Annotated in this window: 11 protein-coding genes; 8 read left to right on the plus strand and 3 right to left on the minus strand. The window is 69.6% G+C overall.

Annotation, left to right across the window (positions count from 1 at the left end; translation table 11 throughout):
* Positions 1 to 25: 25 nt before the first annotated feature.
* Both LQ757_RS03005 and kynA read right to left on the minus strand, forming a co-directional pair.
* Positions 26 to 1,015, minus strand: a complete 990-nt coding sequence (locus tag LQ757_RS03005) for an amidohydrolase family protein (protein WP_231045715.1) — start codon at positions 1,013 to 1,015, stop codon at positions 26 to 28.
* A gap of 4 nt (positions 1,016 to 1,019) precedes the next feature.
* A complete protein-coding gene (kynA, locus tag LQ757_RS03010) occupies positions 1,020 to 1,898 on the minus strand; it encodes a tryptophan 2,3-dioxygenase (RefSeq protein WP_372459618.1) in 879 nt (292 codons plus the stop codon).
* Positions 1,899 to 2,056: 158 nt separating this feature from the next.
* On the opposite strand from kynA, the gene LQ757_RS03015 reads away from it, so the two are divergent.
* The gene (locus LQ757_RS03015; protein WP_231045716.1) at positions 2,057 to 3,022 is read left to right on the plus strand and encodes an acetylxylan esterase; all 966 of its coding nucleotides are present in this window, start codon (positions 2,057 to 2,059) and stop codon (positions 3,020 to 3,022) included.
* Positions 3,023 to 3,044: 22 nt separating this feature from the next.
* Here LQ757_RS03015 and LQ757_RS03020 read toward each other — a convergent pair whose 3' ends face one another.
* Entirely contained in the window at positions 3,045 to 3,719 is a 675-nt protein-coding gene (locus LQ757_RS03020) for a FadR/GntR family transcriptional regulator (RefSeq protein WP_231045717.1), read from the minus strand.
* Positions 3,720 to 4,186: 467 nt separating this feature from the next.
* Here LQ757_RS03020 and LQ757_RS03025 point away from each other — a divergent pair, with 467 nt between their 5' ends.
* The 7 genes from LQ757_RS03025 to LQ757_RS03055 all read left to right on the plus strand — a co-directional run bounded on the left by LQ757_RS03025 (position 4,187) and on the right by LQ757_RS03055 (position 12,385).
* A complete protein-coding gene (locus LQ757_RS03025) occupies positions 4,187 to 5,773 on the plus strand; it encodes an ABC transporter substrate-binding protein (protein ID WP_231045718.1) in 1,587 nt (528 codons plus the stop codon).
* Positions 5,774 to 5,861: 88 nt separating this feature from the next.
* Positions 5,862 to 6,818, plus strand: a complete 957-nt coding sequence (locus tag LQ757_RS03030) for an ABC transporter permease (RefSeq protein ID WP_231045719.1) — start codon at positions 5,862 to 5,864, stop codon at positions 6,816 to 6,818.
* Between the two features lies 1 nt (position 6,819).
* A complete protein-coding gene (locus tag LQ757_RS03035) occupies positions 6,820 to 8,919 on the plus strand; it encodes a dipeptide/oligopeptide/nickel ABC transporter permease/ATP-binding protein (RefSeq protein WP_231045720.1) in 2,100 nt (699 codons plus the stop codon).
* A complete protein-coding gene (locus LQ757_RS03040) occupies positions 8,916 to 9,722 on the plus strand; it encodes an ABC transporter ATP-binding protein (protein WP_231045721.1) in 807 nt (268 codons plus the stop codon). Before LQ757_RS03035 ends, LQ757_RS03040 begins: the two co-directional genes overlap by 4 nt.
* A gap of 46 nt (positions 9,723 to 9,768) precedes the next feature.
* Positions 9,769 to 10,725: a dihydrodipicolinate synthase family protein gene (locus tag LQ757_RS03045; RefSeq protein WP_231045722.1), complete on the plus strand. Its 957-nt coding sequence runs from the start codon at positions 9,769 to 9,771 to the stop codon at positions 10,723 to 10,725.
* A complete protein-coding gene (locus tag LQ757_RS03050) occupies positions 10,725 to 11,675 on the plus strand; it encodes an ROK family protein (RefSeq protein WP_231045723.1) in 951 nt (316 codons plus the stop codon). The genes LQ757_RS03045 and LQ757_RS03050 overlap by 1 nt, the downstream gene beginning before the upstream one ends.
* On the plus strand, positions 11,672 to 12,385 hold the full coding sequence (locus LQ757_RS03055; protein WP_231045724.1) for an N-acetylmannosamine-6-phosphate 2-epimerase: 714 nt from the start codon (positions 11,672 to 11,674) through the stop codon (positions 12,383 to 12,385). The genes LQ757_RS03050 and LQ757_RS03055 overlap by 4 nt, the downstream gene beginning before the upstream one ends.
* Positions 12,386 to 12,455 lie beyond the last annotated feature (70 nt).

The following is a 12,455-nucleotide window of genomic DNA, read 5'->3' on the forward strand; positions in this document are numbered from 1 at the left end:
GCGAATGCGAGATGCGGGTCGAGGCTCACAGGGTCTCCAGGTCTTCCGCGGGGACGACGCACGCCGTCGCCAGCCAGTCGGGAAGTTCGTCGAGGGCGGCCGGCGGCGGGCCGGGTACGAAGGTCGCGATGCCTTCGGCGCGCGATCGGCGCGGCCAGGGATCGGTGATGGTCGAGATGAGGTCGGATGCCCCGAGCCCCGCCTCGATGAGCAGTGCGAGCTCGGCGGGGTTGACGCCGAGCGGCTGTTCGCCGTTGCCGAGATCTGTGCCGTAGAGCACGTGCCCGCCCGCGGCGCGGAACCGGGTGAGGTTGTCGAGTGCCCGTTCGCTCTCGGGCGTCGTCGACCCGTATCCCGCCACGAACAGCGTCGAGATCCACCGCTGCCCGGCGGCCACCGCGCGCGCGATGAGCGCGTCGTCGATGCGCTCGGTGAACGGGGTGTGGGCGAGCGCGTCGACGCCGGCGTCGACCGCGAGGGCCGTCATGCCGTCGCCCTCGACATGCGCGACGACCGGCAGGTCGAGTTCGCGCGCGGCGGCGACGACTGCCGCGAGCGTGGCGCGGTCGAACACCGGCCCGGCGGCGGAGTTGAGGGCGACCTTGATGACGGATGCCCCGAACGCCTGCTGCTCGCGCACCGCGGTCTCGGCGGCTCCGGGCAGGGCGGCGCGGCTGTCGCCGGGCTCTGCGTCGAGTTCGCGCACGCTGCCGGGCGCCGCCCACGGGCGCCCCACCGGATAGCCGCCGCGTGCCGTGAGGAAGTTGCCGGCGTAGTCGACGCGGGGGAACCCGTCGCGGCGTCGGCCCGCCGACACGAGGTCGAGGGGTGACCCGAGGTCGACGGCTCCGGCCAGGTTGCCGTCGGCGAGGGCGTCGATGCCGACGATCATGAGGTGCACGTGGTGGTCGATGAGGGGCGGCAGCATCGTGCCGGTCTCGCCGGGGTGGTCGCCGTTCAGCGACCGGCGCACGGGAGTGGCGAGCGGTCCGAGGGAGATGGCCGGCCGGGTCATCCGATCACCCCGGGATCTCGGTGCGCACGGCGTACAGCTCGGGGAAGAACGTGAGCTCGAGTGCGCGCTTGAGGAACGGGGCGCCGCTCGACCCGCCCGTGCCGGGCTTCGAGCCGATGATGCGCTCGACGGTCTTCAGGTGCCGGAAGCGCCAGAGCTGGAAGTTGTCCTCGAGGTCGACGAGCTCTTCGCACGTCTCGTAGGCCGCCCAGTGCGCGTCGGTGTCGGAGTAGATCGCCGCGAACACGGGAACGAGCTCGGGCTGGAAGGTCCACGCCTTCGTGACATCGCGGTCGAGCACGGCCTGCGGGATCGGATAACCGGTCCGCGCGAGCAGCCGCAGGAACTCGTCGTAGAGGCTCGGCGTCTCGAGTTCGCGCGTGAGCAGGGCGTGCGCGTCGGGATCGGACTCGAACACCGACAGCATGCGCGCGTGCTTGTTGCCGAGCACGAACTCGACCGCCCGGTACTGGTAGGACTGGAACCCGCTCGCATTGCCGAGCACCCCGCGGAACTGGGCGTACTCGGACGGGGTCAGCGTCGCGAGCACCGACCACTGCTCGGTGAGCGTCTTCTGGATGTGCTTGACCCGTGCGATGCACTTCAACGCCCGGGCGAGCTGGTCGTCGCGCAGCAGGTCGCGGGCGGTCTCGAGTTCGTGCAGCACGAGCTTCAGCCACAACTCGGTGGTCTGGTGCTGAACGATGAAGAGCAGTTCGTCGTGGTGCTCGGGCCGCGAGATGGGGCGCTGCGCGCTGAGCAGCGTCGGCAGGTCGAGGTACCCGCCGTAGCTCATGCGATCGCTGAAGTCGGTGACGACCGACGCCTCGATCGTGCGCGTGTTCGCCTGGATGCCGTCGCCCACGTCCTCGTGTCCTGTCACGGGTTCCAGCCTAGTCGCGCGGGCCGTCGGGCCCTTCGGGGTCGGGCGGCGGTAGTGCGGGGCATTGGAGTCGGGGAGTTCGTGTCGGTACATCTGACGTCAGATATCCAACTGTGATTTGATGACCGTGACGGTGACCGAGACGAGAGGTTCAGCACATGTACGTCGATCTTCCCGAAGCCGAGCTGCGCGCGTATCGCGGAAGCGGTCGCGAGCCCGCTGACTTCGACGAGTTCTGGTCGACCACACTCGCCGAGGCTCGCAGCCACGACCTCGCGGTGACCGTCGAGCGAGTCGAGACGCAGCTCACGACCATCGACGTGTACGACGTGTCGTTCGCGGGATTCAACGGGCAGCGCGTGCGCGCCTGGCTGCGCCTCCCGGTCGGCACCCGGGCCCCCCTTCCCACCGTCGTGCAGTTCCACGGCTACGGTCGCGGGCGCGGCGACGAGGTCGAGAACCTGCTCTGGGCATCGGCGGGGTACGCCCACCTCGAACTCGACACCCGCGGGCAGGCCTGGAGCGGCTCGCGCGGTGCCACGCCCGACGAGGTCGGCTCGGGCCCGCAGGTCCCGGGCTTCATGACACGCGGCGTCGAGAGCGCGGCGACATACTACTTCCGCCGGTTGATCACCGATGCGGTTCGATTGACGGATGCCGCGCGCGAGCTGCCGCTCGTCGACGCCGGGCGCATCGCGATCTTCGGCATCAGCCAGGGTGGGGGACTGACGCTCGCGGTCGCGGGACTGGTGCCCGACCTCGCCGGCGCGATCGCACGCGTGCCGTTCCTGTGCGACTTCCCGCGGGCGACGGTCATCACCGACGCGAAGCCCTACAAGGAGATCGGCGAGTACCTCGCCTGGTACCGCGAGCGCACCGAGCAGGTGCTCGACACGCTCTCGTACTTCGACGGCGTGAACTTCGCGCGCCGCGCGAAGGCGCCGGTCTGGATCACGGCCGCGCTCATGGACGCGGTCTGCCCGCCGTCGACCGTGTTCGCGGCGTACAACAACTACGCGGGGCCGAAGCAGGTCACCGTCTGGCCGTACAACGGGCACGAGGGCGGCGGAGTCGACGACGACCTGCTCACGCTGGGCGCGCTGCGCGAGGTGCTCGGCCGCTGACGCGGGTCGGCCGCGGGGAGCGTCAGGGCTTGACGCCGGCTTTGTCGAGCGCGCGCCGCAGCGGCAGGTAATGCTCGACGACGGCCTTGCGATACCGCTCGGCGTCGCCCGCGACGGCGGCGTCGAGCATCGCCCCGTGAGCGCGAGCCGTGTCGGCGATGTCGGCCGCGGGCGGGAGTCCGAGCATCGGGTAGACCGCGGTGTTGACCTCCCAGAATGCCGCGACGAGCTGTCCGACGAGCGTGTTGTCGAGGTATCCGAGCAGCCGCGTGTGGAATGCGAGGTCCTCTTCGGCGAAGGCCTCGCCGCGGGCACCCTTCTCGGCCATGATCGCGACGAGCGCCTTCAGCACCGAGTCGTCGACGCCCGCGAGCGCCGTCGTCACCTGTGCCGCCATCGCCAGGTCGAGGGCCTCGCGAACCTCGACCACTTCGCGCAATGCGGCGAGACTGTCGTCCTGGTCGACGACGCCCCGGAAGACGAGGCCCTCGACGAGGGGAGCAAGGGAGAGCTGGCCCACGTACGTGCCGTGGCCGTGGCGCACCTCGACGATGTCGAGCGCGGCGAGCATGCGCATCGCCTCGCGCACACTCGAACGGCTCACCTCGAGGCGGGCGCAGATCTCGGCTTCGGTGGGCATCAGGTCGCCGGGGCGAAGGCCCTCGGCGAGGATCAGGCCCTTGATCTGGTCGGTCACCGACTCCCGCTTGCGTGGGGATGCGGAGTAGACCTGGGTCGCGGTTTGGTCGCGTATCGTCATGCCCGGCTTGACCTTTCGCTCGCTCGGTATCACACTCAGTGTACCCAGATATGACGTCTGATGTCCTATATCCGGCAAGATTTCATCCGAGTGGAGGTCGGTCCCGCGTGATCCGGCTCGATGACCGCCTCGTCGCAGCGCGGCGCGCCTTCGGTCACCGGCCGGAGTCAGCACGATCCCACGGTACGTCCTCTGCATGCGAATCGGAATGCGTGCGAGCGGGTGTTTCTCTCTTCGAAGAATCCGCAGCAGCATCCCCTCGCCGGCATTTCCAGACCACTCGTTTCGGACCCGATTCGAGGCCGCCCGTTGTGGAAGCGAGTGATCTGTGGATATAGTACGTCGGACGTCGGACGTCCAAAACCAGGCGTCTTCCCCCAAGAACACCATTGGATGGAGCAATCATGATCCGAACCACCAGGCGCGGGCGGGCGAAGTGGGCCGCCGCGCTGGCCGGCACCGTCGCCGTCACGGTCGCGCTCTCCGCGTGCACGCCGTCGTCGCAGAACGAGGCGTCGGCGCCTTCGGGCGAGGTCGACCCGTCGGCCACGATCGAGGCCGGCATCTCCTACTCGCTCGGCGGAAGCTTCGACCCGATGCTCGCATCGGGTGCGGTCACGCTCGCAGCGAACTGGCACATCTTCGAGGGTCTGGTCGACCTCGACCCGGTCACCCGCGAGCCGTACGCAGCCCTGGCCGCCGACCTGCCGACCGAGGTCGACGAGACCACGTACGAGGTCGACCTTCGCGAGGGCGCGACGTTCCAGAACGGCGACCCCGTCACCGCCGAAGACGTCGTCTTCAGCTACGAGCGGGTCATGAACCCCGACACCGGTGGCTTCTTCGCCAGCTTCGTCGACTTCATCGACACGGTCGAGGCCGTCGATGAAGACACGGTGCGCATCACGACCGAGTACCCGTTCGCGCTCTTCAACGAGCGCCTCGGCGTCGTGAAGATCGTCCCGAAGGCGCTCGTCGAGGCCGACGCTGAGGCCTTCGGTGCGCAGCCCGTCGGCAGCGGCCCCTACTCGCTCGTCTCGGCGACCCCCAACGAGGCCGTCGTGTTCGAGCGCTACGACGACTACAACGGTCCCCGTCCGGCATTGGCCGCCGGCATGAACTGGAACCTGCTGAGCGACCCCGCGGCGCGCGTCACCGCAATGTCCTCCGGCACGATCCAGGCCATGGAAGACGTTCCGTACATCGACGTCGACGCACTCAAGGCGACCGCAGACGTCGAGACCGTGCAGTCGTTCGGCCTCCTGTTCATGATGTTCAACACGAAGCTCGAGCCGTTCGACGACCCGCGCGTGCGGCAGGCGTTCTTCTACGCGCTCGACATGGACAAGATCATCGAGACGGGCATGCTCGGCAACGCCGAGCCGGCCACGTCGTTCCTGCCCGAGTCGCACCCGAACTACAACGAGGCATCGACGGTCTACACCTACGACCCCGAGAAGGCCAAGAGCCTGCTCGAGGAGGCCGGCGTCGGCGACCTGTCGATCACGCTCCTGACCACCGACACCGGCTGGGTCCGCGAGGTGGCGCCCCTGGTCAAGGAGTCGCTCGACGCCATCGGCATCGAAACGACGCTCGACATCGGTCAGACCCCCGCCCAGTACACGAAGGTCGACGGCGGTGACTACCAGGTCATGCTCGCCCCCGGTGACCCGTCGGTGTTCGGCAACGACCCCGACATCCTGATGCGCTGGTGGTTCGGCGACAACGTGTGGCCGAACCAGCGCTTCAACTGGGCCGACACTCCGGAGTTCGCGGAGCTCACGGAGATCTTCGACACCGCGATCGCCGCATCCGGCGATGCGCAGCAGGAGTCGTGGAACGAGGCGTACGACCTCATCTCGGAGCAGGTGCCGATGTACCCGCTGTTCCACCGCAAGCTGCCCACCGCGTGGAACGCGGACGAGCTGGTCGGCTTCGCCCCTGTCCCGACGACCGGACTGTCCTTCCTGGACGTCGGCGTCGCGCAGTGACACACGACCGGGGCGGGACGACGTCCCGCCCCGGTCCTCCCCTCCGACCGCACCGTAGCGGTCCCGTTTCGAGCCGGAAGGACGGACCGTGTCGAACACGCTCCGACTGATCGGGCGCAGACTCATCCAGTTGCCCCTGATGATCCTGGGCATCACGTTCCTCGTCTTCTTCGTGATGTCCTTCTCCCAGGTCGACCCCGCCATCACCGCCCTCGGTGAAGGTGCGTCGATCGAAGACCGCGAGAAGTATCGCGAAGAGCACGGGCTGAACGAGCCCCTGCTGGTGCGCTATCTCATCTTCCTGTCGGGACTCGTGCGACTCGACTTCGGCACGTACACGGCCCGGCAGCTGCCCGTGGGCGACGCGGTCGCGGCAGCGTTCCCGGTCACCCTCCAGCTCACGTTCCTCGGCCTCTTCATCGCCATCATCGGAGCGACGCTCCTCGGTGTGGCGGCGGCGCTCTACCGTGACCGCTGGCCCGACCAGGTCATCCGCGTCCTCTCGATCGGGTCGCTCTCGATGCCGTCGTTCTGGCTCGCCGTGCTGCTGATCCAGGTGGTCACCCTGCAGCTCGGCCTCCTCCCGGCATCCGGTCCCCTCCCGCCGTTCAGTGAGGACCCGGCCGGATGGCTCGCCCGCATGACGTTGCCGGCGATCTCGCTCGCCGTTCCCGTGATCGGCCAGCTCTCTCGCGTCGTGCGCACCGCGATGGTCGAGGAACTCGACCGCGACTACGTGCGCACCGCGGTCGGCGCAGGCGTTCCGCGGCCCGTCGTGGTCGCCCGCAACGTCTTCCGCAACGCGCTCATCACGCCGGTCACGGTGCTCGGCCTGCGCGTCGGCTACCTCCTCGGCGGCGCCGTGGTCATCGAGATCATCTTCGCGCTGCCCGGCATGGGCACCCTGATCCTCCAGGGCATCACCAACAACGAACCCAACCTCGTGCAGGGCGTCACGCTGACCGTTGCGCTCGCGTTCGTCGTGATCAACATCATCGTCGACCTCCTGTACGTCCTCATCAACCCGCGCATCAGGTCGGTGTGACATGCGACGCAAACTGACAGAGAAACTCTCCACTCCCGGGCTGCGACTGGCAGGGCTTTCGCTCAGCTCCAAGATCGCCCTCGGATTCCTCGTGCTGGTGGCGCTCGTGGCGGTGTTCGCACCCTTCATCGCACCGTACGATCCGCTGGCCTCGGGAGCGCCCGTGCAGCCGCCGAGCTCCGAGCACTGGTTCGGCACCGACCGTCAGGGCCGCGACATCCTCTCGCGCCTCATGTACGGTGCTCGCTACTCGCTCACCATCGGCCTCGGTGCCACCGTCGTCGCACTCCTCGCGGCGGCCGTGTTCGGCACCATCGCCGCGACGGCGCCCAAGTGGCTCTCCGAGACCGTGATGCGGGTGATGGACGTCATCATGTCGTTCCCCGGCATCGCGCTCGCGGCGGTCTTCGTCACCGTGTTCGGGCAGTCCCTGCCGGTGCTCGTCCTGACGATCGCCTTCCTCTACACGCCGCAGCTGACCCGCGTCGTGCGCGCCAACGTGCTCGACCAGTACGGTGAGGACTACGTGTCGGCGGTGCGCGTGATGGGCGCCTCCACCACGCGCATCATCACCAAGCACGTCGTGCGCAACTGCATCGCGCCGGTGCTGGTGTTCGCGACCGTGCTCGTCGCCGACGCGATCGTGCTCGAGGCATCCCTGTCGTTCCTCCAGGCGGGCGTGCCCGCGCCCGAGCCGTCGTGGGGCAACGTCATCGCCGACGGCCGCAACCTCGTGATGAGCGGCTACTGGTGGGCGACCTTCTTCCCGGGCCTGCTGATCCTCCTGACGGTGCTGAGCCTCAACATCCTCTCCGAGGGCATGACCGACGCGATGATCTCGCCGCGTGCGCGCAAGCTCACGGCCGACGCCGCGTCGACCGAGGAGTCCACGCACGACCTCGAGGCAGCGCAGGCGCCGTTGCACGAAGGCGCGACGCCCGAGCAAGTCGCCGCGGGGATCGACGAACTCGAAGTGCTCGAGGCGTCGGCGGTCGACGAGTCGGCGCTCGCAGAGGAACGGGCGGCCCAGGCGTCCTCGCTGCACGTCACGACGAACGTCGTCCCGCTCGACGTGCGGCTCGCCCAGCTCAGGGACCGCGAGCGCGATCGGCGCGATCGGCTCGTGTACACGGCTGACGCGCCGCCCCTGCTCGACGTCCAGGACCTGCGCATCTCGTTCCCCCGTCATGGCGACGTCGACGTCGTCGACCACGTCAGCTTCACCGTTCGCCCCGGCGAGACCATGGCGCTCGTCGGCGAATCGGGCTGCGGCAAGTCGATCACGTCGCTCGCGATCATGGGCCTGCTCGACCCGCGAGCGGACATCCGCGGTCGGATCATGTTCGACGGTCAGGACCTGCTCGCGATGACGCCGGCCGAGCGCAATGCATTGCGCGGCAACGACATCGCGATGATCTACCAGGACGCGCTGAGCTCGCTCAACCCGGCGATGCTCATCCGCTCGCAGATGAAGCAGCTCACCTCGCGCGGCGGCACCCGCACCGCCGAGGACCTGCTCGAACTCGTCGGCCTCGATCCGAAGCGCACGCTCGCGTCGTATCCGCACGAGCTCTCGGGCGGCCAGCGCCAGCGCGTGCTCATCGCCATGGCGCTCACGCGCGACCCGCGCCTCGTGATCGCCGACGAGCCCACGACGGCGCTCGACGTCACCGTGCAGGCGCAGGTGATCGAGCTACTGAACACCCTCCGCGAGGAGCTGGGCTTCGCGATGCTCTTCGTGTCGCACGACCTCGCGCTCGTCGCCGAACTCGCCCACCGCATCACCGTGATGTACGCGGGCCAGGTCGTCGAACAGGCGACGACGACCGAACTGCTGACGCAGCCGGTGCACGAGTACACCCGCGGGCTGCTCGGCGCGGTCCTCTCGATCGAATCCGGTTCGGACCGCCTCCACCAGGTGCCCGGGGTCGTGCCCTCGCCGCGGGACTTCCCCTTGGGAGATCGCTTCGCACCGCGCTCGTCGGACCCCGCCCGCAATGCGGGTGTCATTCCGGTACGACGCCGGATCGAGGGAACGGACCACTACTACGCCGGGCATCCTGACGATGCTCCGGTCGAACCGATCGGGGCAGGACGATGAGTGAACCCGTCATCGAGCTGAAGGACGTCCACGTCCGCTACAAGGCGCGCAACTCGACCTTCCGGAACCGCCAGTACGTGGACGCGCTGGACGGCGTCTCGCTGGTCGTTCGCCGCGGGCAGACCCTCGGGATCGTCGGCGAGTCCGGCTCGGGCAAGTCGACCTCCGCGAAGGTGCTCGTGGGACTCGAGCGCCCGACCTCGGGCCAGGTGAGGTTCGGCGGTGAGCCGGTGCGTTCGTTCTCCGCCTCGGTGCGCCGCCGCCTCGGCCGCATCCTCTCGGTCGTGTTCCAGGACCCCGCCACCGCGCTGAATGCCCGGATGACGATTCGCGACGCCCTGCTCGACCCGATGCAGGTCCACCGCATCGGCACCCGGGCGCAGCGCGAGGCGAAGGTGCGCGACCTGATCGGAATGGTCGGGCTTCCGGCATCCACCCTCGACGCGCTTCCCGGCCAGCTCTCGGGCGGACAGCGTCAGCGCGTCGCCATCGCGCGCGCCCTCGTGCTCGACCCCCAGGTGATCGTCGCGGACGAGCCCACGTCGGCGCTCGATGTGTCGGTGCGCGCGCAGATCCTCAACCTGCTGACCGACCTGAAGAACGAGTTGGGCCTCGGGATGGTGTTCATCTCCCACGACATCCAGACCGTGCGCTACCTGTCCGACGAGATCGCCGTCATGAACAGGGGCCGTGTCGTGGAGCTCGGCACGGCGCAGCAGGTGTTCGACGACCCTGCCGACGAGTACACGCGTTCCCTGCTCGGCGCTGCGCCATCGCTGCTCGAGCCCCACCTCACGACCTGATCCGCACCGGATCACCACCTGACCCACGAACCACGGAGTACCACCCATGAGCACGCCACCGACCACCCCCGCCCCCGCGCAGTTCGGCGGGGTCGTCCCGCCCGTCGCGACGCCGTTCCTGCCGGACGGCTCGATCGACGTCACCTCGCTCGAGCGCCTCGTCGATCGCCTCGTCACCGACGGCGTCAACGGCCTGTTCGCGCTCGGCTCGACCGGAGAGACCGCGTATCTCACCGAGCAGCAGCGCGTCCAGGTCGTGCAGGCCATCGTGCGCGCGAACGCCGGAAGGGTGCCGATCATCGCCGGGGCGATCGAACTGACGGCGGCGCGGGTGATCGAGTCCGCGCGGCGGCTCACCGCCGAAGGCGTCGACGCGATCGTGGTCACGGCACCGCTCTACGCGCTGAACTCGCGGGCAGAGACCGCCGAGCACTTCCGCACCATCGCTCGCGGCATCGACGTGCCGCTCTGGGCGTACGACGTCCCGGTGCGCGTGCACTCGAAGCTGCCGCTCGACCTGCTCATCGAGCTCGCGCTCGAGGGCGTCGTCGCGGGCATCAAGGATTCCTCCGGCGACGACGTCGGGTTCCGCCGGCTGATCTCCGCCAACGCCGAAGCCGGTCGGCCGCTGCGCGTCCTCACCGGCCACGAGGTGGTCGTCGACGCCATGGCGCTCGCCGGAGCAGACGGGGTCGTGCCGGGGCTGGCGAACGTCGACGCCGCCGGTTACGTGCGACTGTGGGATGCCGCTGAGAGAGGTGACTGGGATGCGGCGCGGGCCGAGCAGGAACGCCTGAACCGCCTGTTCGAGATCGTCTTCCAGTCGACGGGCCGCTCGCCCGACGCCGCCGGTGTCGGGGCGTTCAAGGCGGCGATGCAGGCTCGCGGGATCATCGATCACGCCACGATGGCGCACCCGGTCGAGGCGCTCGACGAGCCGACGGTCGCCCGGATCCGTGACATCCTCGACTCGCTCGAGCTCGTCGGGGCGCCGACCCCCTGATGGTCGACGTCGTCCTGGCGTTCGACGTCGGAGGCACCAAGACCGCCGCGGCGCTCGTCGACGCGGAGCACACGATCCTCGACTCCGTCGTGGCCCCGACTCCCGCAGCCGATGGCCCCGAGGCGGTGATCGCGACGATGGTCGATCTCGCGTCGACGCTGCTCGGGCGCACCAGGCGAGCGCGGATTCGCGCGGTGGGCGTCGGAACCGCCGGCGTCGTCGACGTGCCGCGCGGGACGATCATCTCGGCCACCGACACGTTCGCAGGCTGGCCGGGGACGCCGGTGGCCCGACGAGTCGCCGATGAGCTCGTTCGCATCGGGGTCGGAGCCGTTCCCGTCCACGTGCAGAACGACGTCGACGCGTGCGCGCTCGGCGAGGCGAAGTACGGCGCCGCCCGTGGCACGTCGGACGTCATCGTCGTCGCAGTGGGTACGGGTGTCGGCGCCGGCGTCATCGTCGACGGCCGCGTCATCAGGGGCGCGCGACACGTCGCCGGCGAGATCGGCCACCTGCCGATCGCCGGGGCGGCACATCTGTGCTGCCCGTGCGGTCGGCCAGGGCACCTCGAGGCGCTCGGTTCGGGCACCGGCATGCACCGGCACTACCTCTCACTCGGAGGCGACCCCGCCGTCGAGGATGCCCGGGGCATCGTCGTGCGCGCCGCCGGCGGCGACGCGACCGCAGGTCGTGCCCTCGACGAGTCGGCCGCCTCGGTGGGGCGCGCGCTCGCCGGGATCGCAACGCTCCTGGACCCCGGGTGCATCGTCGTGACCGGCGGTGTCGCGGGGATCGGCGACGCATGGTGGCGTCCGATGGAGCGGGCATTCCGTGATGAGCTGATCGACGTGCTCGCCGAACTGCCGCTGCGTCGCGGCGAACTCGGCGGCGATGCACAACTTTACGGCGCGGCTGCGGCCGCCTGGGAACGAGTGGAAGCGGAATCATGAACGTCGAACCATCGGACCTCACGGCCCGGCTCAGGGGCGGGCTGATCGTCTCGTGCCAGGCGTATCCGGGTGAGCCGATGCGCGACCCGAACACGATGGCGCAGGTCGCACGTGCTGCCGTCGACGGCGGCGCCGTCGGCATCCGACTTCAGGGCATCGGTGACATCCGTGCGGCCGCCGACCTCGAAGTACCGGTGATCGGGCTGTGGAAGGACGGCGCCGACGGCGTCTTCATCACCCCGACGCTCGAACACGCGCGGGCAGTGGCGGATGCCGGGGCCGACGTCGTCGCCCTCGACGGAACACGCCGCCCGCGCCCCGATGGCCTGACGCTCGCCGAGACGATCGCAGCCCTGCGCGAAACGCACGATGTGCTCGTCATGGCCGACTGCGGATCGCTCGACGACGCGATCGCCGCCGAGGCGGCCGGCGCCGACCTGCTCGGCACCACCCTCGCCGGCTACACGGGGGAGCGGCCGAAGACCGACGGGCCCGACCTCGAACTCGTCGCACAGGTCGCCGCGCGCTGCGAGCGCCCGATCATCGCGGAGGGCCGCATCCACACGCCCGACGCCGCCGCCGCCGCCATCGAGGCCGGGGCGACGGCCGTCTGCGTCGGCACGGCGATCACGCACCCGTCGTCGATCACGTCCTGGTTCGTCGCCGCGCTCGACGCGCGCCCCGACGCGTCGCAGGAAGACTCTGCGTAGTGGCGGACGCGGCGGGCGCCCCCAATGCCGGACGAACCGACTCCGTGCCCGCCACGCCGCGATCCCCTCC

It is taken from the genome of Agromyces cavernae, from assembly GCF_021044935.1.
Classification (GTDB): domain Bacteria; phylum Actinomycetota; class Actinomycetes; order Actinomycetales; family Microbacteriaceae; genus Agromyces; species Agromyces cavernae.

Excerpts from the sequence above, each read along its gene's own strand:
- LQ757_RS03005 (WP_231045715.1), bottom strand. The coding sequence starts at position 1,015 with ATGACCCGGCCGGCCATCTCCCTCGGACCGCTCGCCACTCCCGTGCGC.
- LQ757_RS03015 (WP_231045716.1), top strand. The coding sequence starts at position 2,057 with ATGTACGTCGATCTTCCCGAAGCCGAGCTGCGCGCGTATCGCGGAAGC.
- LQ757_RS03025 (WP_231045718.1), top strand. The coding sequence starts at position 4,187 with ATGATCCGAACCACCAGGCGCGGGCGGGCGAAGTGGGCCGCCGCGCTG.
- LQ757_RS03035 (WP_231045720.1), top strand. The coding sequence starts at position 6,820 with ATGCGACGCAAACTGACAGAGAAACTCTCCACTCCCGGGCTGCGACTG.
- LQ757_RS03040 (WP_231045721.1), top strand. The coding sequence starts at position 8,916 with ATGAGTGAACCCGTCATCGAGCTGAAGGACGTCCACGTCCGCTACAAG.
- LQ757_RS03045 (WP_231045722.1), top strand. The coding sequence starts at position 9,769 with ATGAGCACGCCACCGACCACCCCCGCCCCCGCGCAGTTCGGCGGGGTC.
- LQ757_RS03050 (WP_231045723.1), top strand. The coding sequence starts at position 10,725 with ATGGTCGACGTCGTCCTGGCGTTCGACGTCGGAGGCACCAAGACCGCC.
- LQ757_RS03055 (WP_231045724.1), top strand. The coding sequence starts at position 11,672 with ATGAACGTCGAACCATCGGACCTCACGGCCCGGCTCAGGGGCGGGCTG.